Annotated in this window: 25 protein-coding genes; 6 read left to right on the top strand and 19 right to left on the bottom strand. The window is 63.9% G+C overall.

The window, feature by feature from the left end; genetic code table 11:
- Positions 1–161: 161 nt before the first annotated feature.
- The 3 genes from ACRSCF_RS25200 to ACRSCF_RS25190 all read left to right on the top strand — a co-directional run bounded on the left by ACRSCF_RS25200 (position 162) and on the right by ACRSCF_RS25190 (position 3,484).
- Entirely contained in the window at positions 162–836 is a 675-nt protein-coding gene (locus tag ACRSCF_RS25200) for a response regulator (protein ID WP_017405435.1), read from the top strand.
- Complete coding sequence (locus ACRSCF_RS25195) at positions 833–2,284, top strand: ATP-binding protein (RefSeq protein ID WP_017405436.1); 1,452 nt, start codon at positions 833–835, stop codon at positions 2,282–2,284. The genes ACRSCF_RS25200 and ACRSCF_RS25195 overlap by 4 nt, the downstream gene beginning before the upstream one ends.
- 168 nt (positions 2,285–2,452) lie before the next feature.
- Positions 2,453–3,484 carry a sensor domain-containing diguanylate cyclase gene (locus tag ACRSCF_RS25190; protein WP_016453209.1) on the top strand — a complete coding sequence of 344 codons (1,032 nt, stop codon included), beginning with the start codon at positions 2,453–2,455 and terminating at the stop codon, positions 3,482–3,484.
- Between the two features lie 100 nt (positions 3,485–3,584).
- Here the strand turns inward: ACRSCF_RS25190 and ACRSCF_RS25185 are convergent, their stop codons facing one another.
- The gene (locus ACRSCF_RS25185) at positions 3,585–5,192 is read right to left on the bottom strand and encodes a methyl-accepting chemotaxis protein (protein ID WP_016447912.1); all 1,608 of its coding nucleotides are present in this window, start codon (positions 5,190–5,192) and stop codon (positions 3,585–3,587) included.
- A gap of 442 nt (positions 5,193–5,634) precedes the next feature.
- Here ACRSCF_RS25185 and ACRSCF_RS25180 point away from each other — a divergent pair, with 442 nt between their 5' ends.
- Positions 5,635–6,168, top strand: a complete 534-nt coding sequence (locus ACRSCF_RS25180) for a DUF2939 domain-containing protein (RefSeq protein WP_034364287.1) — start codon at positions 5,635–5,637, stop codon at positions 6,166–6,168.
- 33 nt (positions 6,169–6,201) lie between these two features.
- Here ACRSCF_RS25180 and ACRSCF_RS25175 read toward each other — a convergent pair whose 3' ends face one another.
- Positions 6,202–6,426, bottom strand: coding sequence for a hypothetical protein (locus tag ACRSCF_RS25175; RefSeq protein ID WP_034364289.1), 225 nt, complete (start codon positions 6,424–6,426; stop codon positions 6,202–6,204).
- Positions 6,427–6,449: 23 nt separating this feature from the next.
- A complete protein-coding gene (gene yfcF, locus ACRSCF_RS25170) occupies positions 6,450–7,073 on the bottom strand; it encodes a glutathione transferase (protein WP_034364325.1) in 624 nt (207 codons plus the stop codon).
- A 707-nt stretch (positions 7,074–7,780) separates the two neighbouring features.
- Here yfcF and ACRSCF_RS25165 point away from each other — a divergent pair.
- Together ACRSCF_RS25165 and ACRSCF_RS25160 are read left to right on the top strand one after the other, a co-directional pair.
- Positions 7,781–8,419, top strand: a complete 639-nt coding sequence (locus tag ACRSCF_RS25165) for a hypothetical protein (RefSeq protein ID WP_158528231.1) — start codon at positions 7,781–7,783, stop codon at positions 8,417–8,419.
- Positions 8,392–8,775 carry a helix-turn-helix domain-containing protein gene (locus ACRSCF_RS25160; protein ID WP_016453215.1) on the top strand — a complete coding sequence of 128 codons (384 nt, stop codon included), beginning with the start codon at positions 8,392–8,394 and terminating at the stop codon, positions 8,773–8,775. The genes ACRSCF_RS25165 and ACRSCF_RS25160 overlap by 28 nt, the downstream gene beginning before the upstream one ends.
- 19 nt (positions 8,776–8,794) lie before the next feature.
- Here the strand turns inward: ACRSCF_RS25160 and ACRSCF_RS25155 are convergent, their stop codons facing one another.
- The 16 genes from ACRSCF_RS25155 to ACRSCF_RS25080 form a co-directional block, all read right to left on the bottom strand.
- Entirely contained in the window at positions 8,795–9,553 is a 759-nt protein-coding gene (locus ACRSCF_RS25155) for a DUF2182 domain-containing protein (protein WP_016447904.1), read from the bottom strand.
- 9 nt (positions 9,554–9,562) lie between these two features.
- Positions 9,563–11,104 carry a tyrosinase family protein gene (locus ACRSCF_RS25150; RefSeq protein ID WP_236884702.1) on the bottom strand — a complete coding sequence of 514 codons (1,542 nt, stop codon included), beginning with the start codon at positions 11,102–11,104 and terminating at the stop codon, positions 9,563–9,565.
- Positions 11,105–11,387: 283 nt separating this feature from the next.
- Entirely contained in the window at positions 11,388–13,460 is a 2,073-nt protein-coding gene (locus ACRSCF_RS25145; protein WP_244387365.1) for an IPTL-CTERM sorting domain-containing protein, read from the bottom strand.
- 694 nt (positions 13,461–14,154) lie between these two features.
- Positions 14,155–15,300 (bottom strand): tyrosine-type recombinase/integrase, encoded by a 1,146-nt coding sequence (locus ACRSCF_RS25140; RefSeq protein WP_126312491.1) that lies wholly within the window; start codon positions 15,298–15,300, stop codon positions 14,155–14,157.
- A gap of 529 nt (positions 15,301–15,829) precedes the next feature.
- Positions 15,830–16,405, bottom strand: a complete 576-nt coding sequence (locus ACRSCF_RS25135) for a hypothetical protein (protein ID WP_324622773.1) — start codon at positions 16,403–16,405, stop codon at positions 15,830–15,832.
- On the bottom strand, positions 16,402–16,707 hold the full coding sequence (locus tag ACRSCF_RS25130; RefSeq protein WP_047219092.1) for an RNA-binding protein: 306 nt from the start codon (positions 16,705–16,707) through the stop codon (positions 16,402–16,404). Before ACRSCF_RS25130 ends, ACRSCF_RS25135 begins: the two co-directional genes overlap by 4 nt.
- Positions 16,704–17,114 carry an HNH endonuclease gene (locus ACRSCF_RS25125; RefSeq protein WP_047219093.1) on the bottom strand — a complete coding sequence of 137 codons (411 nt, stop codon included), beginning with the start codon at positions 17,112–17,114 and terminating at the stop codon, positions 16,704–16,706. Before ACRSCF_RS25125 ends, ACRSCF_RS25130 begins: the two co-directional genes overlap by 4 nt.
- Positions 17,111–17,536 (bottom strand): hypothetical protein, encoded by a 426-nt coding sequence (locus tag ACRSCF_RS25120; protein WP_047219094.1) that lies wholly within the window; start codon positions 17,534–17,536, stop codon positions 17,111–17,113. The genes ACRSCF_RS25125 and ACRSCF_RS25120 overlap by 4 nt, the downstream gene beginning before the upstream one ends.
- The gene (locus ACRSCF_RS25115) at positions 17,529–19,937 is read right to left on the bottom strand and encodes a hypothetical protein (protein WP_432675112.1); all 2,409 of its coding nucleotides are present in this window, start codon (positions 19,935–19,937) and stop codon (positions 17,529–17,531) included. Before ACRSCF_RS25115 ends, ACRSCF_RS25120 begins: the two co-directional genes overlap by 8 nt.
- Positions 19,938–20,040: 103 nt before the next feature.
- Positions 20,041–20,649, bottom strand: a complete 609-nt coding sequence (locus tag ACRSCF_RS25110; RefSeq protein ID WP_074923734.1) for a hypothetical protein — start codon at positions 20,647–20,649, stop codon at positions 20,041–20,043.
- Positions 20,650–20,750: 101 nt separating this feature from the next.
- Entirely contained in the window at positions 20,751–20,936 is a 186-nt protein-coding gene (locus ACRSCF_RS25105; protein WP_322737116.1) for a hypothetical protein, read from the bottom strand.
- A complete protein-coding gene (locus tag ACRSCF_RS25100; RefSeq protein WP_322737114.1) occupies positions 20,933–21,835 on the bottom strand; it encodes a ParB/RepB/Spo0J family partition protein in 903 nt (300 codons plus the stop codon). Before ACRSCF_RS25100 ends, ACRSCF_RS25105 begins: the two co-directional genes overlap by 4 nt.
- Entirely contained in the window at positions 21,832–22,173 is a 342-nt protein-coding gene (locus tag ACRSCF_RS25095) for a hypothetical protein (RefSeq protein WP_322737112.1), read from the bottom strand. The genes ACRSCF_RS25100 and ACRSCF_RS25095 overlap by 4 nt, the downstream gene beginning before the upstream one ends.
- Before the next feature lie 7 nt (positions 22,174–22,180).
- Positions 22,181–23,158, bottom strand: coding sequence for a recombination-associated protein RdgC (locus tag ACRSCF_RS25090; RefSeq protein ID WP_324622771.1), 978 nt, complete (start codon positions 23,156–23,158; stop codon positions 22,181–22,183).
- Positions 23,159–23,252: 94 nt separating this feature from the next.
- Positions 23,253–23,543, bottom strand: coding sequence for a hypothetical protein (locus ACRSCF_RS25085; protein WP_324622770.1), 291 nt, complete (start codon positions 23,541–23,543; stop codon positions 23,253–23,255).
- Positions 23,521–23,790 (bottom strand): hypothetical protein, encoded by a 270-nt coding sequence (locus tag ACRSCF_RS25080; RefSeq protein WP_324622769.1) that lies wholly within the window; start codon positions 23,788–23,790, stop codon positions 23,521–23,523. Before ACRSCF_RS25080 ends, ACRSCF_RS25085 begins: the two co-directional genes overlap by 23 nt.
- Positions 23,791–24,583 lie beyond the last annotated feature (793 nt).

Raw genomic sequence — 24,583 nt, 5'->3', positions numbered from 1 at the left:
CCTCTCTAATCGCTTCGCGAAGGAGGGGGACGACAGCCTCGCGGCGGGGCGGCGCGGCCGGCTTAGGCCCTTGCTCGCTGTCCCCGACGTTTGAGCGCGCCAGTTTCGGGCGGCATGTGCCTCAGAACTGAGCCAGCCGTCCAGGGAGCTATTCTTCTGCCATGCGCTTACTGCTTGTCGAAGATGACGCCATGATCGGCGAGGCCGTGCAGACCCTGCTGCGCGGCGAGGGCCATGCGGTGGACTGGGTCCGTGACGGCCTGCAGGCCGATGCGGCCCTGTGCCCCGGCCCGGGTGGCGGCCATGGCTATGACATGGTGCTGCTGGATCTGGGCCTGCCGGGGCAGGACGGTTTGCAGGTGCTGCGCCGCCTGCGCGGGCGCCGCGACCGCACGCCGGTGCTGGTGGCCACGGCGCGCGATGCCGTGCGCGACCGCATTGCCGGGCTGGATGCGGGGGCCGACGACTACGTGGTCAAACCCTATGACCTGGACGAGCTGCTCGCGCGGCTGCGTGCGCTGGCGCGCCGGGCGTCGGGCGCAATGGATCCGCTGTACGAGCGCGAAGGCGTGCGGCTCAATCCCGCCACGCGCGAGGCCAGTGTTGAGGGGCGCGACGTGGTGCTCTCGGGCCGCGAATGGGCGGTGCTGGAGACGCTGCTGGCGCGCCCGGGCAGCACGCTGTCGCGCCAGCAGATCGAGGACAAGCTCTACGGCTGGGGCGACGAGGTTAGCAGCAACGCCATCGAGGTCTACATCCACGGCCTGCGCAAGAAGCTGGGCGCGGGGCTGATCCTCAATGTGCGCGGCGTGGGCTACATGGTGCCCAAGCCATGACGGCGCCGGCTTCCTCTGTCATCGCCCGGCTGCGCGGCCGCCTGCCCGGCGCACTGGGCACGCGGCTGCTCCTGTTCCTGGGGGCGGCCATCGTGCTCACGGCGCTGCTGCAGGGCCTGCTGGCCTACCGCAACGCGCTGCTGCAGACCGACACCCTGTTCGACTACCAGATGCAGCAGACCGCCTTTGCGCTGCGCGCCGGCCTGCCGGTGGATGCGCGCGGCAGGCCCCAGGGCACGCCGCCCGAGGATGAGAACCACGAATTCATCGTCCAGGTCTGGACCAACGAGGGCCTGCGCATTTTCGAGTCCGCGCTGGGTGCGGCATTGCCGCAGATGGCCGTGCTGGGCTTTGCCGATGTGCCCGCGCGCGGCACCGTCTACCGCGTGTTCTCGCTGCAGACGCGCTCGCAGGTGATCCAGGTGGCGCAGGACATGCGCGTGCGCCGCACGCTGGCGCGCGATGCCGCCTGGCAAAGCCTGCTGCCCATCGCCTTGCTGGCGCCCGTGCTGGCGCTGGCCGTGTGGTGGGTGGTGCGCAGTTCGCTGGCGCCCGTGCAGCGCGTGCGCCGCGAGTTGGCCGCGCGCCGCCCGCAGGACCTGGCCCCCGTGCCGGCCGAGGGCCTGCCCGACGAGGTGCGGCCCCTGGTGGCCGAGCTCAACGCGCTGCTGCAGCGCGTGGGCCAGGCCTTCGAGGCGCAGCAGCACTTCGTGGCCGACGCCGCGCACGAGCTGCGCTCGCCGCTGGCCGCGCTCAAGCTGCAACTGGTGGCCTTGCAGCGCGCGCCCGATGCGGCCGCGCATGACGAGGCCGTGCAGCGTCTTTCGGCCGGCATAGACCGGGCCACACGGCTCGTCGAACAATTGTTGACATTGGCGCGGCAGGAAGCCCAAGGCACGGTACAAGGCACGGCCCCAGGCCCGCAAGGCATGCAGGGGCAGCACGGCGCTGCCACGGCCGCACCTGCCGACGTGGACCTGCGCGAGGTGGTGGAGCAGGCCCTGGCGGACCAGGCCGTGGCGGCCCAGCAGCACGGCCTGGACATGGGCCTGAGCGAGTCCCCGCATCTGCGGCAGTCCTTTGCCGTGGCGGGCGACGCACAGGCCTTGCAGATGCTGGTGCGCAACCTGCTGGACAACGCCATCAAGTACGTGCCGCAAGGCGGCCGCGTCGATGTGGGCTGGCGCAGCGATGCCCAGGGCCGCGCGCTGGTGGTCGAGGACTCGGGCCCCGGCATTGCCGAAAGCGAGCGCGAACTGGTGCTGCGGCGCTTTGTGCGCGGGCCTTCAGCGGCTTCTGCGGGCCAGCAGGCGCAGGGCAGCGGACTGGGCCTGGCCATCGTGCAGACCATTGCCCAGCGGCATGGAGCACGCCTGCTGCTCGACCGCTCGCCCACGCTGGGCGGCCTGCGCGTGCAGGTGATATGGCCGCCTGTGTCGGCCTGCTGACAGCGGCGCGTGGCGCGCAGGCTTGTCGGCCTGCAGCGCGGCCGGGATGCTTCCCGCCTGCGTCTGGCCGGGTCACAATCCCCAAATTGGTGCCGGCCCGCCTGCCTTCCCATTCCCTCATCAGGCGCGCGGGCAGTCTGCTTCCGTCGTCATTTCGAGAGGTATTTCATGGAGTCCCTTGTCCAGCGCCTGTCCCAGTCCGTGACCCAGGCGCATTCTCTGGAAGAGTTGACGCGGCCCCTGCTGCAAATGCTCGAAGAGAGTACGCATCTGGAGTCCACCTATCTCACCACCATCAACGAAGAACAGGGCCAGCAGCGCGTGCTGTACGCGCGCAACGCGAGCGAGATGCAGATTCCCGAAGGCCTGGTCGTCCCCTGGGGCGACACGCTGTGCAAGCGCGCCCTGGACGAAGGCCGCATGTACACGCCCGATGTCGGTGCCTGCTGGGGCGACTCCGAGGCCGCGCGTGAACTGGGCATTCGCACCTACGCCAGCGCCCCGGTACGCTTTTCCGACGGCCAGCTCTACGGCACGCTGTGCGCGGCCAGCAAGACCTCCCAGGCGTTGAGCACCGAGGCCCAGGGCCTGCTGCGCCTGTTCGCCAACCTCATCGCCGAGCGCGTGGAGCGCGAGCAGCTCATCACCAGCTTGAGCAAGGCCAACCAGGAGCTGGCGGCACTGGCCTTGCTGGACCCGCTGACCGGCCTGCCCAACCGGCGCTGCCTCACCGACGAGCTGGGCCGGCTGATTGCGCGCTGCGCACGCAGCCAGGAATGCGTGGTGGTGGGCTTCATCGACCTGGACCGCTTCAAGAACGTGAACGACGAGCACGGCCACGAGGCCGGCGACGCACTGCTGCGCGCCATGGGAGAGCGCCTGTCCTCCCATCTGCGCAGCGCCGACATGCTGGCGCGCTTCGGCGGTGACGAGTTCGTCTTCATCGGCGTGGGCCCGCTGTTCGGCAGCGAGGCCGACGCCGTATCGCGCGACCTGCAGCAGCGCCTGTCGGAGGCCTCGGTCATGAAGGTCGAGCTGCCCGATGGCAAGACGCTGGACTACGGCGGCGCCAGCGTGGGCGTGGTCTGCCTGCGGCCGGACTCCATTGACGCCGACGACGCGCTGCAAAAGGCCGATGCGGCCATGTACCGCGTCAAGATGGCGCGCAGCCGCGGCGCCAGGGGCACCGCGCTGCATTGAGCCAGCCGCAGGCACTGGCCCGGCGGCCAGGGCCTGTTGCTGCCTTGCTCTGGCCTGTCTGGCGGCTTCTCGCGCGCGCTCTTTCTTGTTTCTTTCCGTCTCAGCCTGCTGCCAGCATGGGCTGCCTGCGCTGCAGCTCCACGGCGGCATGCTGATGGCCGCTTGCCGCCTCCAGCTTGAAGGCGCCCACCGTGCGAACCAGGTCGCCGGCCTGGCCGCGCAGGCTGGAGGCCGCGGCGGCCATCTCCTCCACCAGCGCCGAGTTCTGCTGGGTGGCCTGGTCCATCTGCGTGACCGCCTGGCCGATCTGGGCCACGCCCGAGCTTTGCTCGGAACTGGCGGCGCTGATCTCGCCCATCAGATCCGTCACGCGGCGTATGGCGTCCACCACCTCGGCCATGGTCGTGCCGGCCTGGTCGGCCAGCGCGCTGCCGTTGTGCACGCGGCTGGTGCTGTCGGTGATGAGCTGCTTGATCTGCTTGGCGGCCTCGGCACTGCGGCTGGCCAGGCCGCGCACCTCGGTGGCCACCACGGCAAAGCCCCGGCCCTGTTCGCCGGCGCGTGCCGCTTCCACGGCCGCGTTCAGCGCCAGGATGTTGGTCTGGAAGGCAATGCCATCGATCACGTTGATGATGTCGGCGATCTGCCGGCTCGATTCGCTGATGCCGCGCATGGTATCGACCACCTGCCGCACGACTTCGCCGCCCTGCTCGGCCACGGTGGAGGCGCCCAGGGCCAGCTGGTTGGCCATCTGTGCGTTGTCGGCGTTCTGGCGCACGGTGGAGCTGAGCTGCTCCATGGAGGCTGCCGTCTGCTGCAGCGCGCTGGCCTGGCTTTCGGTGCGCGAGGACAGGTCCTGGTTGGCCTGCGCGATCTGCCCGCTGGCCGCCGCCACGCTGACCGATCCCTGGTGCACCTGGCGCACCACGCCGCGCAGCCCCTCCTGCATGGTCTGCAGCGCGCGCAGCAGCATGGACACCTCGTCCTTGCCGCGCACATCGATGTGCCGTGTCAAATCGCCTGCCGCCACGGCATCGGCCGTATGGATGGCCTGTCGCAGCGACCGCGCCATGTTGCGGATGATGGACCAGCCCAGCAGCACTCCCAGCAGCACGCCCCCGATGATGGAGCCCACGGCCACCGCAAAAATCACCTGGTACAGCGATTGCGCGGCCTCGTATTCCTCCTTGGCGACGCGGGTCTGCAGCGCGGTCAGCTGCACGATCACATCACGCAGCGGCGCGTACAGCGCCTCGTCCTTGTCGATCAGCAGCTGCCGGGCCAGCTCCAGGTCACCGGACAGCAGCGCCTGCTGGGCCGGCTTCAGAAAGCCTTGCAGGAACAGCGCGCGCACGGCCTCGAAGCGGTCGGCCAGCTGCGCCTCTTCCTCTGTCATCCGGGTCTGGCGGAACGAGGCCCAGGCCTTGTTCACGTCGTTGATGTTGGTCTGTATCTCCTGCTGCTTTTGCTGCGTGTATTCGGGCAGGTGCACGGCAATGGCGCCCGAGACCGCATTGCGGTTGCGCAGCAGCAGGCGCTGCACTTCCAGCAGATCGCCCAGTGCGACCAGGCGCTCTTCATAGACCACCTTGAATCGGCGGTTGGACTCGCTGATTCCATAAAGCCCGAAAGCGCCGATCACGATCATGAGCAGTGAGAGAAAACCAATCAAGGCGGTCAGGCGAGTCGATAACTTGAAATTATTCATACTGCGTCCTTTGCATGCATTGCGGATGGTTGGTGGGTACTCGCGTTGTCAGGCCGCCCCGTGATGGCCCACATCTCTCGCAAAAAGAACTCGGTCGTGAAAATGAGATTTCATTCACGGTAAATGCCCGGTCTGCACAAAGGCTCACAGGCATCCGGAAACGGCGATGCTGGCTTGCCGATGGCCTGCGTGGCCAATGGCGATCCATGTTGTATTGGTTTGTAAACTATTTGTTACAAACTATAGTATGAATCGGATGGAGCAGGCAATACCAGCTTTTCAGGTATTCGCCCTGGCCTGATAGGGGTTCTCTGCCCATTGCTGCGGCAGGAAGAGACGGCCTGTGCCCGAGGCCGTCCCTGGCCGGCGCCGCGCGCCGGACGGGCCCGCCTAGAATCCGCGTTTGCGCGTGGCCGCTGGCACGCTTTCACGAAAGAGATCCATGAAACCCAAAACACTGGCCGGTGCGCTGGCCGCCCTCTGCGTGGCTGCGGCCGGCCTGCTCTATGCATCGCCCTATATCGTCCTGCACCAGATCGGCAAGGCCGTGGAGCGTCGCGACGCCCAGGCCCTGTCCGGCTACGTGGACTTCCCTGCGCTGCGCGAAAGCATCAAGGGCCAGATGATGGCCAGGCTGCAATCCCAGATGGGCGGCTCGGGCGACAGCGCCTCCAACCCCCTGGCCGGCTTTGGCCAGCAACTGGCCCAGGGCCTGGTCAGCCAGTTCACCGAGGCGCTGGTCTCGCCCGACGGCGTCATGCTCATGCTGGAAAAAGGCAAGCCCGGCAAACCCACGGACGTGGCCGCCGCAGGCGTGGGCGTGGACACCCAGGGCGGGCCGCCGCGCAAGGACTACTCCGTGGAGTACCAGGGCTGGTCCAAGGTCTTCGTGCACCCGCGCGGCGAGCCGGGCGGCTTCGTCTTCAGGCGCGAAGGCCTGATGGGATGGAAGCTGGTGGCCGTGAAAATGGATTGACAGGGGCGGGCCTGCGGCCTTCGCCCCGGCGCTTTATCCCTGGTGCAGTACCTTCATCACATGGCGCTTGCCCAGCCGCAGTGCGCGGACATCGGCCTCCTGCCGCGTGTCGCAGCCCTGGTCTTCGGTGACTGCTCCCAGGGCCTTGCCGCTGGCCACCTCCAGCAGCGTGGCGCGCGGCAGCCAGGCGCCGGGCGTGACATCGCTGGGCAGTGATGCTGGCGTGATCCGCACGCCCATGTAGAGAAGACTGTCCATGGCCTGCCAATATCCCGGGGGGCTCAGCCTGCCAGCGGCGGGCGGGGCAGGGCCAGCCACTGCTGGACGGCGGGGTGCTGCCACTGCCGGCGCGCATAGGCGGCCAGCAGCGCAGGCACGGCGTCGCCGTTGAGCACCAGGCGGTTGAGCATCAGCGCCAGATCCACATCGGCAATCGACCACGGGCCGGCGATGTGGTCGCCCTCCGAGCGGATGAAGGCTCCGGCCACCGAAAACAGCTTGCGCGCCGCCGCCTGGCCCGCATCCGACAGCGGCGTGGGCGTGGGGCGGTAGAACACCACCTCGGTGCTGCGCTCCGAGCGCAAGGCCATCAGATCGCTGCGCAGCCAGGCCTGGACCTGGCGCACACGGGCGCGCGCCTGCGCATCCTCGGGATAGAGCCGGGCGCCGCCAAAGCGCTCTTGCAGATACTCGGAAATCGCCGACGACTCCGACAGGCTGAAATCGCCATCCACCAGCGTAGGCACCCGTGCCGTCAGTGACGCGGCCACATAGTCCGCCCCGGTGTTCTGTCCCGCCGAAAGGTCCAGCGTGCGCAGCTCGAAGTCAATCCCCTTGACCTTCAGCGACACGAACACGGACAGGGCATAGGGAGAGGCGAATTGCGAATCGGCGTACAGCAGCATGAGGGCCTTCCAGGGGGACTGCATCGGTGATTGGGGCACTGATGGTAGCTGAGCACTCGGGGCCTATGGCCCGAGTAGGCAGTCTGCCTCACCTTGTGACTCCGATTGTCCAAGTCAGCCTCGCCGACTGGCCCACGCCATGAACTTTGCCAACCGGTGGGCACTGTACATGGATCGGCAGCATCGGTCAGAAGGTTAAGGGTCCTCTGCACAGATCAAAAACGATCTGCTACGCACCATTCATCACAACACTGTCCAGACAGCCAGTCGCCTGTAAGTCGTTGCGATTGCAACGATAGATAGTTCATGCCTGAAGTTGGCTGTCACAGAAAAAGTCGATTTTTGCAGAGGATTCCTAAGAAAATTCTTAAACTATCGATAGCCTGTTTGCACGCATTTATTGCATCTATAGAATTTCCCTATAGCATTGGGCCAGCCCCTAAAAATAAGTAGCCGTACGCTGACTCCAGCTGCGCCGGTCCGCTCTTGGCGGATGGTCACGCCAGAACAATGCCGCCCACCTTTGGAGTTGGGTTTTTGGTGCTTTTGATTATCCAGTTCTCAGCTTTTCCCAAGCTGGAGTTTTAGGATTCAATTGATTGGACCATGTTCCCTCTCGAAGGCTGCTTGGCGCAAGTTGAGCAACTCGCCTGTATTAAATCAATAGGCGATATTTCTATGGTTCTTAATCTTTCTGGGGGAGAATTATGAAAAGTTTACTTGTTTTTTTCTTTGTAATATTGAGTGCGATTTTTCCTGATACCGTCCTGGCGAATGAAGAGGTCGTGCAGGTAAAAATATCCACTCATTTCAAGGGTGAGGTGGTTAAAAGGAGTGCCGTCGTGGGTTTGGGTGATTCAATAAAGCTCACATCCAGTCAAGAAGGAATGATTGTTGCTATAGAATATGTGATAAAAAATATTCAAGTGAATAATTTGAAGAAATATAGCTTATCTGCGTCTTTATACTCTGGTGTAGAGGGTGGTGAAACTTGGTTGTCCAAGCGCGATATTTTTGCAGTTGTGGAAAAATCAGTTCCTGCCTTTTTCAGACTGGACGAAGCATCTGACGAGATGCAGGTGGAGGTAACCATAGCTGACATCCAGGACGAAGAGGGATACTTGAAAAATATGCCTAGAAAAACCTGCGATTTGAGCTTGGAAAGTCCTATTGTCCTGAAATCTCAGAGTGCATCAGGAACGTATGGCTGCTGCGATATTCGTTGCCAATCTCTTAATGGAACCTGTTGTGGCGCAATTATGTGCTGTCTCAGGGATCCCGATAGCTATCCAGTTTGGCAAAATGATATTGCGCATGATTGCTGCTGTTATCCACCTCAATATTAAGCAAAGATAGCATAAGGAACTCATTTACCGTCCAGCACGAGCGCCCCGAACCCACCCTCGCGGCCCGCCTGCAGCAGGAGCGCCAGCGCCTGAACCTCAGCGAAGCCGAACTCGCCCGCAAGGCCGGCCAAGCCAAACAGGTCCTGCAGCAATTCGAGTCCGGCGCCCTCGTCCCCGACGCCACGGCGCTGCAGCAACTGCACCTTGCCGGCGTCGATATCGGCTACGTGCTGCTGTCCCTGCGCTCCCATGCGCCCGACGCCGATGTACAGGCACTGCTGGCGCATTACGGCAAGGCGACGGACGCTGGGCGCGCGCTGGTGCGAGGGGTGGCGGAGCTGGCCGGGCGGGGGTGAGGCTCACCCTCCACAGGGTTCAGTGTCTTGTCGCCCGGCCCAGCGACGTGCGCGGCTTGCCGTGCAGAAGGCGCCGCAGGACATAGGGCAGGCGCCAGGCGGGCCGCAGCGATGGGCCTGTGCGCTCCACAAAGAGTAAAACGGCAGCAACAGCCATGGCCGGCAGGTGCCAGGCCGCGGGAAAGGCGAAGGGCGCCAGCATCCACGGCCAGCATGCCGTGGCGCATGCCACGCCGGTTCGCAGTCCGTGCTGCAGGCTGTCCCGGTTGGCCGTGGGGCCGCTGGCGGCCACGGGGTACAGCCTGTGGCAGGCATTGTGGGCGCGCGTTCCTGCGGGCGATGAACTCCACAGGACCGCCACGGCAATGCAGGCAAGAATGAGCGCGGGATGCGCGGCTGCGTGCAAGAGGGCGGCAAGCGGCACCATGACCAGGCCGGCCGCCATCCACACCAGCGCATAGCCCGCAAGCAGCAGGCCCGCCGCCAGCAGGCGCCGGCGGGCCACGCTCGATCGCATGGCGTGGCGCACCTGCCGCAGTGCCAGCAGCGGCATCATGGCCAGAACCATGGCCAGCCATGCCACACCGAGGATGCCGAGCGTGTGCCCGTCCAGCACCAGCGGCGATAGGTCGGCCAGCGTGACCGAGGACAGCGAGCCGCACAGCGACAGGCCGGGCGTGGCAGGCGGGCTGATGGCCAGGCTGATGAAGCCTGCCCCCGACACGGCCATCAGTGCTGGCGCGGGAGCGGTCCGCAGGTCTCTCAGCAGCGCGTCCATACGCGGGCCTTAGCGGGTGGCGTCCTGTGCGACCACGCTCACGCGGTCCACGGTGATTTCGCGCCCGGGGTCGGCTTCGGGCTGTTCGATGGCCACGTTCAACTGGTCCAGACTGCCGCCTGCGTCCAGGATGGCCTGCGTGGCATCGGTGATGTCGATGGTGGCGCCCAGTCCGTTGCCTCCATGCGGTCCGTCGCTGGCCGAGGCCTTGGCCAATCCGAACAGGGCGACGGTGTCTGCATGCCGCGCTGCCGCCCCGGGCGAGCCGATGGAGACCGTCAGCACGCCGCTGGGCGCATTGCCGCGAATGCCTTCCAGGTGAAGAAAGTAGCGCTGTGGCCGCGGCAGCGCGGCGCCTGCCTGCAGCAACTCGACCTTTGCGGCACCGGGGTCCGCGATCGATACGGTGGTCAGCCGCGGCGTGCGGCCCACGATGACCCGCTCCGCATTGGAGCCCAGTACACGCGGCGCGGGCGGCGGGACCGTCGAGAATTCTGCGGGCATGTCGATCTCCTGCGGTGTAAGGCCTGCCGTGCTGGCCGTGAGCGTGGTGGCGCCCGTGCCGCTGGTCAGATTGTCATAGTCAGGGGCCAGCGCACCGCCAGGCAGGGTTTCACCCGGATCATAGGAGGCCAGCTTTCCTTCGGTGTCCGGCATGACGAAGCCGCGGCCGGCAGGTCCGTTGCTCCAGGCGGCGCTGTTGTCCTGGATGTTGCCGGGCTGGGTCAGCCAGGCGGCCCAAAGCCGGTCCACATTGCAATGGTGCACCCAGAAAATCGGGTCCAGGGCGGCATAGTCGGGGTCTGACATGAATCCATAGGGCTCCTGCAGTCCGCCGACCATGATGTGAACCAGATTGTGCGGATTGGATTCAATGGCGCCAGTGTCGCTGCCGTCATGGGAAAAGGCGGTGATGCCACCGCCGTATTCCAAGGTGCCGGGAGCGCTGGTGAAGCGGTGGTAGTCCTGGCAACCCAGCGTGATATCACGGGGAATGTCAGGCGTTGGTCCCAGGCGCTTTGACCCATTGCGCCTGGCCTTGGCCAGGAAATTGGGAGAACCATCCGGCAATTTCTCTTCCAGGAAAGCCTGGGGTATGTTGCGTGCGGCCTGATTGCTGGAATTCAGGTAGTTCCAATAGGGAAGCGCCCAGTCCGCAGGACCGCCAAGCTCCTTGACGGTCTTCGCCACAATGGCTTCGAATGCGGCGAGATAGCCGCGATGCCAGGGAAGAAAGTACCAGGTGCCATGCTGGCATTGGTCCCACATCTCCTCGGTTTCGGATGTGGGTGGCAAAGGGTCCTTGGCCGAAAGCACGCCGGCACTGATCCAGCCGCTCTTGTTGATGCCATGAATGGCGGCAAGATATCTCCAGCTGGTCCTGTCCGTAATGGGAAGAGAGTAAAGGTGCCCCACGGCCTTGGAATACCAGATCAGCGTTTCATTCCAGACAGTTCCACCTTGATTGACATCGCGACGAATTCCAGTCATTGCGTTCTCCTCCATGAAAGTTGGAGACTGGAGTGTATGAAGGCGGATTTTATTTTGCAAGGAATTGTTTTTTATTGTGTCGGGTAGGGCATTTCAATTGATATTGAGATCGCATTCACATTGCGATCATCCCAATGGGATTGAATTGAGGATTTCCAGTATTGACCCATGGTAGGCATTGAGTCAGCTGACGGTGACGATTTTTTGTGTTGGAGCCGGGTTCTGGGTTCTTGCCATGGCGCTATCAAGGAAATGCATTGAGGGACGGCAGAGAGCGGTAAGCCCGGTTGCTCGTTTCGCGGCCGGTGAAATGAAAAAAGCCACCCGAAGGTGGCTTTTGTTTTCAGCCCTGGCGGCGGCGCATTCTTGCGATGCCGAACATGGCCAGAAGGGACGACAGCGCGATGATGCCCCATTCAGACAGGGTGGGAATCGCCGCAGTGCTGGCGGGTGCTGCCAGCAGTGCAAAGCCTCCCGGATCCTGGATGGATTGGTTGGCTATGCCGTCGTTGTCGCCGAGCCCGCCGTCGGTCAGCGTCAAGGTGGCGCTCAGCCGGTCCGATGCCAGCACAGCACGGTTGGCAGGCAGTTGGTACCAGTGTGGTTGAGCACATGCTGCGCCTTGGCAGTTGAAACCATCAGGGCTGGGGCCGTACTTCATGTATACCGCGCCTGCAGGCACCGGTGTGCTGAAGTTCAGGGTGACGGTTGCATCGCTGCCCAGGTTGCCGCTGCTGAGATTCAGCGAGAGCAGTCCAGAGGGGAAAGTCACGCCTTGCGGAGCGGTCGCGGGTGGCGTGGTGCTGAAGCTGGCGTTGCTCACCTGCCAACCGTTGGCTGTCTGCAGTGCGACCATTGCCTTGCTGCCTCCAGCGGTGGACCAGGGGGCTTCGCAGCTGTTGGCGCTGCCGCCGTTCAAGCCCTGGCACTGCCAGGTGTATTTGCCACTGGCGCTGGAGATCGCCGTAGCCGTGCCCGCGCTGCACAGGCCCGCTGCAGGGGCCAGTGCCGTGGCTTGGCCCGCCGCCGTGCCACAAGTGCCAGCGACTGGCACCTGTACATCAACGTTGTGCACGGTTCCTGTCGCGAAGCCCCCTGCAATGGGCTTGGCTGCTGCGGTGCTCTCGATGCCGGTGCCGCTGCTGTTGAGGTCCAGGCGCAGGCTGCCCGTGCCGCTGATGGCAGTGACGGGTACAGTCCATGTGATGCCGTTGTCGGTACTGGATGGCGTGCCCATCGTGCCGGTGGCGGTGCCTGTAGTGGTCAGCGCGAAATCGGTGCCATCCACTCCGTTGACCGCTTCGCTGAAGGTCACTGCGAAATTGATGCTTGTGGCGCTGGCTGATGGTGTGCCCTGCGGGGCAATCGATGCCACCGAGGGTCCACCCGGCGTGGCACTGGCGACGACGTTGCCGAGGAAGTCACCCCAGATCCATAAAGAAGAGGCGCCGGCTGCGGCAGATATCGTCTTGGTTTCCGTATCGGTGGCGACATCAATGACATGGACTGTGCCATTCGCTGTTACAGCATACAGCGCCGCATCGTTTGCCGAGATACCAAGGCCCGTGATACCTGAGACCTCACCGCTCAGTGTGAGCGTTTTCTGTGTTGAAGTGTTGGCAGTGTCAACGACGTGCAGTACATTGTTGTTTCCGCCAACATATAGTTTGCTGCCATTCTTTCGAACTGCTACTGCCTTGGCGGTGCCATTAATGCCGCTTATTGTGATCTGAGTAACCGTGTTGTCTGCCAAATCGATGAGGCCAACCGTGTTGCCAGCATTGCTCGACGTATATAGTTTTCCGGCTCCTGTCGGGTCATAAGCCAAGCCAAATCCCGAATTTGAGACGTTTTCCAGTGTGGATAACGTGTTGGTGGCAGTATCCAGTTTTTTGATCTCACCAGTGTCTCCACACCGCACATAAAGTGAGGCACCGTCTTGGCTTAGTGCAGAGGAGATTGTCCAGCATCCCGTATTTAAGCTGGCAGTGATTTGTTTGGAGTTGGCGTCTATAATATGCAGCTTACTATTGACGTAATCACTGACGTAGGCGATGGCACCATCTGCAGAAAAGGTGATGGAGACAGATGATCCAGTGTTGTCGATAACTGCTTTTAGGGAGTTGTTTGTTGTGTCAATAACTCCCAGTTTGTTGTTGGATCTGTATTGCCCGAACCACGACTCATTGTTGGCGCCTGGTCGCAATGCAAGAGTGTAGATGTTATCATTTAACCTTGCGTCCATGCTTGCTGGACTTAATGTGGTGGCGAGTTCTCCAGTCGCGGTATTGATGACCGAAATTGTTCTGCTGTTTGAATTGGGAATATAGGCGTAATCGGCGGCGCTTACGGCACAGGCAATGAGTGAGAGCGAAGCGGCGGCGAGGACGTGCTGCAAAGAACGGCGCTGAATCATGTGTGGACACCTTTGAGGAAAACCCCTGAAAGCTTGCAATGCACGCCTTGAGGATTGGGGAGGCTGGAAAGAAGACTTGCTTAGACCGGAGGTTTGGGCCTTGGTCTCATAGTGAGACTTTTGCTACAAATTAGAACAAAAAGAAACATTATGAATCTGAGCAAGTCTGAGCAGATCGCGTTACCAGGCGCGTCATCAGAGGGTGCTGGGGTAGGAGAGAGTCCCCCAGTTGTTGTGTTTTTGCTGCAGGTGCAGGGTCCTGCGGCCATTGAGTCTCCATGCTGCGGCAGTCGGGCAAAGGCTCCATCCAATTCATGCCAAACCGCAAGCGACTCAGTCCGCGTGCTTGATGGGTGCGCCGAGGCTGCAGCAGCTCGTCAGCCTGTGCTATCGGTTCCGTACATAGGACTGGCTCTGGACGATCGCCCCGAACGGGAGCGGGGCGAATCGCGATCTATGACGGTGTGCGATGCAAAAAAGCCCCTCAACACCCTATCCGGTGTCGAGGGGCTCTTGTCGTTTCTGCACTGTTCATGTCCCCGGTATGTCACCAGACCATTTACAGTGCGCGCAAATGATTAATGCAAAAACCATCTGATGGTCCCTCCGACAGGAATCGAACCTGATTCAATTGGATTTAGGCCAAAATCAACTGACTATCCATACAGTTTTCGGCCTCAAAACCCAATCTAAATCAGCCTAAATCGGTCTTCATGTCCCCGGCTTCAGCGGATATGTAACCGTCCAACTTCCGGCGCTCGGCCCCCTTGTCGGCGTGGTCGATCCATCGGCTGTAGACCCGGTAGAACATCTCCACCGAATGCCCCATCTGGCGGGCGGCCCATGCAGGCTTGATGCCAGCCATGAGGCACACGGTGGCGAACGTGTGACGCGTCTGCCTGGCGTCGCGGTGCCTGATGCCAGAGACTTTCATGGCTGGCTTCCACCAGGTGCGCAGCGGGTCGTCCGTGGACTTGAAGGCCTCGCCAGCTTCACCGACGAACACCAGCCCGCCAGCCAGCTGCGTCACCTTGCGCTGGCGCTCCAGCACCCTCAGCGCTCGGCTGGTCAGCTCCAGCTCGCGCGCAGCCGAGGTCTTCGTGCCCTTCACCTTGCCACGGGTCAGCGCAGCATCCACGAGCACTGTGCCAGAGCGCAGATCGACGTTCGGCCATTTCAGGGCCAGCATCTCGGAAGGGCGCAGGCCGGTGAAGAAAGCGAACTCGTAGTAGTCCCGCGCCCTGTCGCTGCGAAACTTGGACAGCAGGTGCTCGACCTCGTCCAGGGTGAACGGATCCGGGCCGGGCTTCTGGTGCTTGCGCATCGTTACCTGCAGGTGCAGCGGCTCGGCGATGAACTTGGCGTTATGCCCATACTCCAGGGCCATGCTGAAGACGCTGGCCACGTTGTTGAACGTCTTCGGGTTGTCAGGCAGGACCGCCATCAGCAGCTTGAGCTCGCGGAACGTGAACTCGGCGGCCGGCGTTTTGCGCACCGTGTCAAAGTGGTAGCTGTCGAGGGTCTGCTGGTAGTGGTGCGAGGTGCTGTGCTGCACCTCAGGCCGCTTCACCTTCAGCCACTCCTCAAACACATCGCCCAGCGTTGGGCCTGCCAAGCTCTCCGGCTCTTGCTCAGGCGCTTTTTCGGCACGCGGGCTTGTAGGGAAGTATTCGGCCACCACGAACGTGCCGCGCTCGATCTTGCCCAGGATCTCCGCGCGCAGCCGCTCGGCATATCGAACGTTGACCGGCGTGGGCGACAGGGCAAGTGGCTCTTTGCCGTACCCTTGTGCCCGAAGATCGATCTGGATGGCGTTCTTGCGGATGATCACGCCGGGCATGCATGCACCGCCTTTTTCCGTCCGCGCGTGCTGGGCGCGCATTCCGCCTGGTCAATGAACGAGTCAAGAGCCTCGCTGTCGATCAGCTTCCTGCCCTCGAACCACTTCCACACCCTCCCCTCGGGCCAGCGCCCAGACCTTCCAGTCCTCTCGTCAAAGAACGTTGTCGGCAGGCCTGTCAGGTCGGAAACTTTCTGAATCGTTACCCATCGAGTTGTCATGATCTTGGTCCTCTCTGGACTTGCCATTTTCTGGCTCTTTGCGCGAGCCAAGTGAAATGCGGCGGGTCTCCCGCCTGCTGATATGCATCCCACAGCGCCGCGCCGGCATCGCAGCGCGGCTGAGACCGCGTTACGCCGGCAGCGATGCACTGCGGGCACTGAAAGTGGTGGGCCTGATACGCGCGGTCGGCCAGCTCCCACTGGCCGGCGCTGGGCGGCTCAGGCATAAAAAATCCCGCTCTCGGCGGGTTCCCTGTAGTGCTTCTCTTCGTCTCGCCATTTGCGCGCTTGGCGCACGTCTCGCTTGCTCACGACGATCCTCCGGTGATGCTCGGCATCGCTGCCGGCCGATCTTGCAATTTCGCGGTTTTGTCAACCAGCGGTTCTTGCAGATTCGGTGATTTGTCAACCAGCGCGGCGTCGTACTGGTCAGTGATCTCCACGAACCACGCCTCGGCCTCTGCCATGTCGGTGAAGTGCAGGCTGACCATGGCGCCACCGTCAACGCTGCTGGCCATCACGCCGGAACGGTAGCTCAGCGGCAGCGGCTTGCACGCCTCCAGCTCTGCCTGCTCTTGGCGCTTGAGGATGCTGTTCTCGGAGGCGAGGTCCAGGGCGTCCATCTCCAGCTTGTGGATGCTCGCGTTCTTACTCGCCTCCAGCTCTTTTGCGAGAGCGATAGCACGGTCAGAAATGAGGCGCTGGGCCTCCAAGCTGCCTTGCAGGTGCTCGTTGTCGGCCTGCAGGCGGCTCAGCTCCACGGAAGCGTCGCGCGCAACATGCCGAGGGACAGTCACATAGCTCATGTCTGGCACGGCGCTGGCGATCTCCAGCGTGATCGCCAGCCGCTGGACTTTCTCGGAGGGTGTTGGTGCTGTGGTCACGGGGTCTGTCCTCCAACGTCAATTGCGTACACCTCGACCGGCTCGGGGCCGAAGTGTGGATGCGTGATGGTCTTGATCGTGTAGCCCCGCCACGGGCGCACGAGGCGTCGGGTGTGGTCGTCGCGCGCCGGGTAGCCCAGCGTGAGCACGATGTCGTCATAGTGGCCAGCGGCCACAGCGGCGAGCCGCTTGGCCCAGTACTGAGTGCAAAGCCGGTACTCCTCGGTCTTGCTGCCATCGCGGATGGCCTCGAAGTACTCGCGCTTGAGCGGCAAGACCAGGGTGCGGGAGTGCTGTTTCACGACGCAGGTCCTTTCTGCTGCGCCTGGGCGCGCTCGAAATAGAAAACTATGGGCGTGGCCTTCAGTTCAACCAAGCCATAGCGGACAGCACGGCGGAACGTGCTGACATCGCGCATCAGCACCTCGTTGCTGCGCTGCATGAGCGCGCGCCAGGCTTCCAGCGTCAGGCTGTGCTTGTCGAGGTTGCAGGGCGCGCATGCGGGGTTGAGGTTCTCCAACGTGTCGCGCTCGGGCCTGAGCATGCGTCCGGTGGAGACGACGCCTTTGCCGGGGACGAATACCAACTCGCGCTCCACATACTCGATGTGGTCGGCATGCCAGCGGTCGCCCAGTTCCTCGCCGCAGTACGCGCATCGGCCCCCGAACTTCTCGCGCAGGGCCGCGCGCTGGCTCTTGCTGAGCTTCATGTGCTCTCCTTGTGCCCAGTGGGGCGCTGGAAAAGGGGTAGGGCGTGGGCCTCGGCACGCACTGCAGCGGCGGCCTCGGCGCCGTAGCCCCAGATGTCGCCGTTGGTAGGGTCGATCCGGCTCGGTGCGATGTACTCGGGGTGCAGCAGCTCGCCGCGCAGGACGTAGCCGCGCAGGGCCTCCACCAGCGAGCGCAGCGTGCCCCCATGGCTGAAGCCGCGCCAGCGGTGCGGATAGCCCATCACCTTGCCCGTGTAGACCCGCGAGCCCCGGTATTCGTCAATCCACCAGAGCCGGCCGCTAGCATCCAGCTCCAGGCGCGCGATGGCGCCGGATTCGCGGTTGCGGAAGAAGCGGCGGCCATGCCGGCTGATGATCTCGATCAGGGCATTGGCGTGCCCCAAGCGTTCGGCTTTACTCATCGCTCGCCCCCTTGGCTGCTGCCTGGGCTGCGAGAGCGGAGTCCACAGCAACGGGGTCGAACAGCTCATGCGCGGCCGAGAACTCGATCCAGTTGCCGCGGGAGTCATCCACACGGCGGAGATTTCCCCGAGCATCAAGGTGAAATGACCATCGCGGGACCTTGCACAGGCGCTGGCGCACGGCCTCGAATGCCGCGCCGCGTTCTTCCTGGGCATCCACTGCAGGCGCAGCAGGTACTGCCTGTGGCGCGGCGTACAGCAGCGTGCCCACGGGCGGAACCTTGCCCTTCCAGAGAACCTGACCGTTGTAGCCATTCGACATGATCTCAGCCACCACAACGGATCCCGTATCCTGGGACTGATCCGATGCCGGGCTGAGAATCTGGCCGATGCGCTTGGAGGCGGGCTCAGCACGTACTACTGCACGGCCATCGCCCGTCACGGCCATGGCGCCGGCATCAGTTGCTCGGCAAACCTCGAAGCCGTGGCGCTCGGGAAGTGTTGCAGCGGCACGGATGTAGCAGAGCACATCGTCGGGCGTAGTAGGTGCTGCCTCCGGGCTCGGCCAGGGCGCGCCGATCCTCTCCAGCACGGCCTCGACCTTGGCCCGCGCCGCATCGCTGATCGCGTTCTCGCCGGCGCCCACATGCACCACGTCCACCGCCACGGCCTGCAGGGCCGCCAGCATTTCCGCATGCACTGGCTCATCAAGAACCTTCTGGGCCAGCAGCTCGAAATAGCGGCCCAGCCACTTCTTGAGGCGGTCCATCATGATCTGCGGGCCGTATGCCACCTCTTCGGGGTGCTGGCCATCGTGGGTCAGGATGCAGGGCACCCAGCCGCTCGGCAGACCCACGGGCGCAGCAGGTGTTGCCTGTGCACGCAGCACACGCGCCGCCCGGGATGGGCCGCTCAGAATCACGCCTTCCTCTGGCGGGGCATCGGGCAGGCTGTCAAGGAAATCCAGGATCTCTTCCAGCTTGTCCGCTTGCTCCTTGTGGAAGATGACGTGCAAGGTGTTGTCTTCCTTCGTCTCGCCCCAGTCCTCCACTGCCGTGTTCACGATGCGGGCCAGCTGCAGCAGGTTCTCGATGACCTGCGTTGCCATGGCCGATGGCGCAGCAGGTGCCTGGGGCGCTGCCGCGTGACGCGCGGATTCTTCGGCGACGATCTTTTCAAGCTCGGACCGGAACTCTGGCCCGGTGAGCGTGTGCTGATTGGAGAGCAGCCTGCGGAGCAGATGCAGCGCATCTTCACCCAGCCGAGGTGCCTGGGGCGCTGCTGCCAGCAGGTCAACAGCAGCAGAGATGACGGCCTCGAATGCATCTTCGATGCTCGGGCATGGCACGCCACGGCCAGCCTGCCATTGCGCCTCACCAAATGCATTCAGCAGCGCGCCCAGATTCTTTCGAGCCAGGGAGTCCAGTTGATCCCTGTCTGCCGTTTGCTTTGTCTCCGTGGGTATTGCAGAGATCAGCGCATCCAGATCCGCCAGAGCTTGGTGATACCGACCCTCTGCGGACTTGAGCAGCTTTTCATCTGGCCAGGCAATGCTGATATTTGAGTATGAAGAGTGCCGCACGGCCAGTGTTGCTGCTGCTTTTCTCAGGCGCGCGGCCAGTTCATCGGGTATTGCAGCATGCGCGGCACGCACGACATCGACTGGCAGCGCGGGGTCGCATGCGCGCCTGGCGACATATTGGAGCAGTTCACGCTGACCTTGCCGCCACGCCGGGTCGCACTTTGCGAGAGCTGCCAGCGCGGCAGCCTCGATGGCGCGAGCGAAGTTCATCCAGTCAGAGGCATCGATCGGTCGGCTTGGCGAAGGCTCTCCGACGCGCGTTTCCTGCAAATGCGTGATCTGCGCATCCGTCAGAACCTGGCGCACAGGGGCTGCAGGCGCTTCCAGGGCGGGCGCTGCGGCGGCAGGCTCGCCAGCACGCACCAGGGCGACGGTGTAGGGCCGCAAGCTGGACAGGCTGGCCCCGCCATCCTTGCGCGCTCCGTCCATCGTCTCTGCTGTCACAACGCGGTCGCCTTCAGGCGTCATCCACGCCGCCACGCCCCACCTTGCCACAGCGACAGGAGCTGCCCCTGCCGGCTCCTCGATCTGGGCCAGGCACTGGTGATCCAGGCGCGGCAGCTCGCACCACGCTACGACGTTGCCGCTGACGCCCCAATGCTGCTCCTCGAACTGGTTCATCTCGTACCAGCCAGCCGGGCAGAAGTATTCGTCTTTCTCCTCGCTGTATTCGCCCCATTCGGGGTCGGCGTCATCCCCAAGCGGCAGGGTGTGCTGGTCTGCCCACATGGCTCGCATTGGGATCTTCGCGCCCTCCAGCCAGGCGAGGACGTAGCGGCCAGATTTCGGAAGAGCCTCGGAGGTCTTGATGATCTTCATGGTTGCCTTTCGGGGCGCAGCTGCCAATGCGCTGCAGTTGTGTTGATGACGTGGCCTGCGCGCTGCAGCAGCTGCGGGCACGCGGCATGGGGTGGGGTCGGGGTCATGGGGTGCGTCGTGCTGATCGAGCGATCGACAGCAGCAGGTCTCGGAACTCGGGGGGCGTAGCAGCGGCCTCACGGCTTGGCAATGTCGGCTTGTTCCGGGCCTTGCCGCGTTGGTCGCGGAAACCAACCTGGTGCGTCCCTTTTGGCCGCTCCCAGCAAAGCTCCCTTGGGCGATCGCTCCCCACGTAGTAGAGCCATGTCGCTTTGTTGGCGCGGTGTCCGTACGCGGACTGCCAAACTTCGCAGACCCAGCCGCCAGACCTGCACGCCTGCCATCCGATGCGGGTTGGTTTTGTTAGGCCGTGAAGCTCCCATGCGCGGCTCTTGGCAGGATGCTCAAGCACCCCGCCCCATTGCTGGACGGCTCGCACCGCGGCCATGAAGCAGCCAAGATCGTTGCCAGGGCGGTTGTGTTCTCCGCCCCATCGGGTGTAGTTGACGGCTGCCATGGCTCCCCATCGCTGGCACGGCGGGTGCGCCACTACCGGGTGCGGTCCGTCATAGCGGCGTGCGTCCCGGGGCTCATCCCACGGGTCCACGCCAGGCAGATCGAAATATGCGCCGCCTGTCTCGACGTACAGGGCGGCAACAGGTTGGTGGTCCATGAGGTCTCCAGAAACAGGAAAGCCCTCGCGGCATGCGCCGGGAGGGCTCAGGGGGAGGGGAGGTATCAGGACAGCGCCCATGCGCTGTGCTCATGCCTCGGTCAATGGCCGCAGGGCAGGCCTTCGCCGGGTTTGGGCGGTGATTCGACGGGCGCGCCACAGCTGGCGCAGCGCGCAGGTGTCTGCTGCTCCCACCAGATGGACCGCGCACGGCGGCTGGCGCTGAGAGCTGCTTGTCGGTCGCGTTCCGCGCGTTGCGCGGCAATGTCGTGTGTCTGGCTGGTCATGTGGTGATCTGCTGCTTGATTGCGGTATCGATTGCGAGGCGTGCGGTCTCGAAGATGCCGGGCTGCGTTGCGCCGCTGGGCCATTCGAGCCAGTAGCCGTGCTGCCCGTCAGGGGTGGCCAGGTCGGAGCGGCTGCCCTGGCACACGCGTGCACCCTCTGCGATGAGGAAATCGAGGTGCTTTGAATCGGCACGGGCCTTGCTGGCGCTGGTTTTGCCCCCGCCGATGGTCTTGGGCGTCACGCGCGCTGCGCCCTGGGCCTTCGCTTCGCTGACCTGGGCGGCGAGCATTTCCGCAGCCTTGTCGCCGCCAAGAGAGCGGGCCGTCTTGGCGGCATGGCTTGCAGACACATCGCCGGCCGTTACCATGTCGCGCACGGGAGTTGGCGCATCGCCGAGCGCGAGCAGCTGCTGGACGTGCTCTGTGGACTTGCCTACCTTCTTGGCGATGTGGGCCGGAGGCCATCCGAAGGCCCGCAGGCGCTTGTATCCCTCGGCCATCTCCAGTGGTGTCAACGGCTTGTTGGCGGCGCTGGTGATGATCCGGGCAGTGCGGTCTGCGTCGTTACCCTCGAAGAGCACCATCGGAATCCACACCTTGCCGTCGCGCGGGTCCTCCAGCGGCGCGCCGCGCTCCAGTGCCAGACCGATGGCCGCGTGGCGCCGGTGGCCGTCCACGATGTACATGCCGCCCGCATCACGCACGCGCAGCTCCAGGGGGGGGTAGGTGCCGCCGTCGATGATGTGCTGCGCGAGGGCTTCGATGGACTCTTCGAGTTCGGCGCCGCCCAGGCGCAGGTTGAAGCCTGGCTCGATGTGGATCTCTTCGTAGAGGACTCGCACCGCGTCGGCGCGCTTTGCGACCTTCGCGGCCAGCATCTGGCGTATGGAGTTCGTCATGATGGATTGCGGTAGATGTGTTGCTGGACGGCCAGCGGAATGACGGAGCACACGTCGCTCAGGACGGCGCGCGCATGGGCGGCGTCGCGGCCGTAGCCGGAGGGGGCGCTGAATTCGAGAGCGTCGCGCAGCTTGGCTGGGCCTATGCGGGCGAGGGAGCCGATGGGGTCGGCCTCGGGCAGGGCGGTAGACCAGGTCTTGGCCATCGAGTGCACGATGAGCATGGGCACGCCACCCACGCGGGATGTGCCGGGCTCCACGACCAGGTAGATGTCGCCGATGTCTGCGATCTCGGTGACGCGCAGGGAGAGCAGGGGAGGGGTGTTGGTGGCTTTCATGGCCCCCTCAGAACGGGATCGTTTCGGAGTCGTCGTCTGCTGGCGCTGCCGACGGGCCGGTCCGGTTCAGGGACGCGGGCAGATCCTTGCCAAGCCCCGTCCGCCCTTCGCCGCCCAGCGCCTCGATCAGATCGGGGATGAGCTTGGACAGCTCGCCCGTGGCGATCGCCACATCGGCATCGAAGCCGCCGTCGTCCTGCGACTGGCCTTCCATCACGGCATCGAGCAGCGCGATCTTGCGGATCTGCAGACCCTCGGTGAGCACAAAGCTCACTCGGTCGTCCCAGGTCATGGCCACGCGCGTCGGGAGCTTGCCGTGCTGGATGTGCTGCTTGACCTCCTCGATGTCCAGCGGGTGCCGTCCGTACCGGACAACCGATTTGGACTCGTCGCAGGACTTCAGCTCGCACTCGCGATCCACACTGAAGCCAGTGGGCGGCTCCTGAGAAACCAGCCAGTGCGCCATGGCGGCCTGTGCGCTGGTCTGCGTATCGACCAGGGCCAGCGCAAAGCCTGTGAGGCCCTCCACCAGCGAGCTGACCACCTCGTCGGCGCGCGCCTGGCTGCCGGTGTCCAGCACCAGGGTGCGGGCCTGCGGGTCCAGCCAGACCCACATGGCGCCCTGCTTGGTGAAGGCCATGGGCAGCAGGTCCAGCTTGGCCTCGTCCTTGAGTTCCTTCTTTTCCTTCTTGCCGGGCTTGCGGCCTTCGGTGGCCTCGATGTGGGCGGCCTTCTCGTTGACGCGGCGGTTGAGCACGCTGGCCGGCAGCATCTTGGCCTCGGTCATGAAGCGGAAGATCCACTGGCCGCCGATGTTCTCCGCGAGGGCGCCGTGCTCTTCTCCCCGGGGCGGCACCCAGCCGGCAGAACGCTCTTGTGTCAGGCCGCATGCAGCGAACGGGGACTTAGCCAGCGCTGTCTCGATGGCCTGGAAGTCGGGCGCCCAGGAGGAGTCAATGCGATAGATGGTGAGGTTGGTGAACATGATCAGGTGGGGTAGAGGTTTCTTGCAGCCGTGGCGGCGGCGATGGCGCCCGCGCAGACGGCGGACCAGATGAAGACATGGAGCAGCGCGCGCATCACGGCCGCTCTCGTAGGCAGGTGACAACCTCCCCGGACCACTCGGCATGCATGCCAGGGCACAGCCAGGCCGAAGCCGCCGCGCGCTTGATGTCCGCCGCGCTGGCGCTGGGCTCCGCCGCATCTGCCGCAGTGCAGCCGCTGCAGGACAGCAAGATCAGGACCAGCAGCACAGCGGCGAGCCAGCGGCCCGGGATGCGCTCCTGCACGGCGAGCGGCCCCGGGGATTCGCGCAGGTAGCGCGCATCCGGGTCGTCGCAGAACGGCTCAGAAGGAGTAACGCGAATCATCGATAGCTCCTTTCGTTACCTCGGTCAGCTCCAGTGCCAGCCAGCCCGAGCGGTCGGCCAAGTCCTTGCACTGCATCGCAGCGGTCATGACCTCGTAAGGCTTGGAGCGCACTGGCTTTTTCTTTGCCTTTGCGAGCCACGCGCCCTGGTCGAAATCCGCAATCGGTTTGCCGCGCTTTTCCGCGTCGCGCGCCTTCTTGATGTGCTCCTCGCGCGCCTTTTCCAGGCTGCCAGGCGGGATGCCCATGACGCGCCACCCCTTGTGGAACGCATCGGGCTGGGCGCGGGCTTTCTTCTTGACTTCGATTGGGGGGGGCGACGCTCACGGGCCGCCCGTGGATGTTCACGTAGCTCAGCATGCGGATCTCCTGGGGATGTGGCCCGTGGGGCCGGAAACGAAAACGCCCGCGATGTGCGGGCGAGAGGTGAACAAAGGCCGGTGCCGCATGGCGGCGCGCAAGGGAGAGATGGCGTGGTGGTGAAGGCCCTGGCCCGGCGAAACTGAGATGAGGGTTGATGGCTGCCGTGTTCGCCCCGGCTTGTCCTTCTATGTGGAGGGCAGACTTTCACTGGTTGCAGGTGGGCAAGTACCTGTCACGATTTGCCATCAAGAAAAAGAGCGGATCACCCGGCCCCGGTATGTCGATGGAGGCATCTCGGATTGCCTTGCTCCCCGCCCGGTTGCAGTTTTTCAGTGCCGCGCTCTTTCTTGATGGTCCTGGCCTTTTATGTCGCCAGGGCGGACAACCCAAAATCAACTCTTTGCGTTGTGGTGCAGGTGCGGTTACATGGCGGCCTCCATGAGTTGTCCCCGAGCGTTCTGGCGGCTCAGGTTTCGCCGTGGCTGAAAAAGAGTCGCATGGTGTGCACGAAACCTTGCATTCCGGCCATCGGAGGTGGTGCACGCGACTTCAAACCAAGGGGCACTGCTGGCGCTGAACCCCTTGGTTTGCGCCCTGATGTCGCTCAGGGCTGGCGCCGGCAGTGCCGGAGGGCTTTGCTGTTCTTGGCAACCCTGTTTGCCTCACCTATTCACCCGT

Source organism: Delftia sp. 11MD (assembly GCF_050907895.1).
In the GTDB taxonomy this organism is placed as follows: Bacteria; Pseudomonadota; Gammaproteobacteria; order Burkholderiales; family Burkholderiaceae_C; genus Comamonas; species Comamonas tsuruhatensis.
The sequence above is the reverse complement of the archived record's forward strand: the minus strand, read 5'-3'. Positions and strand labels throughout refer to the sequence as shown.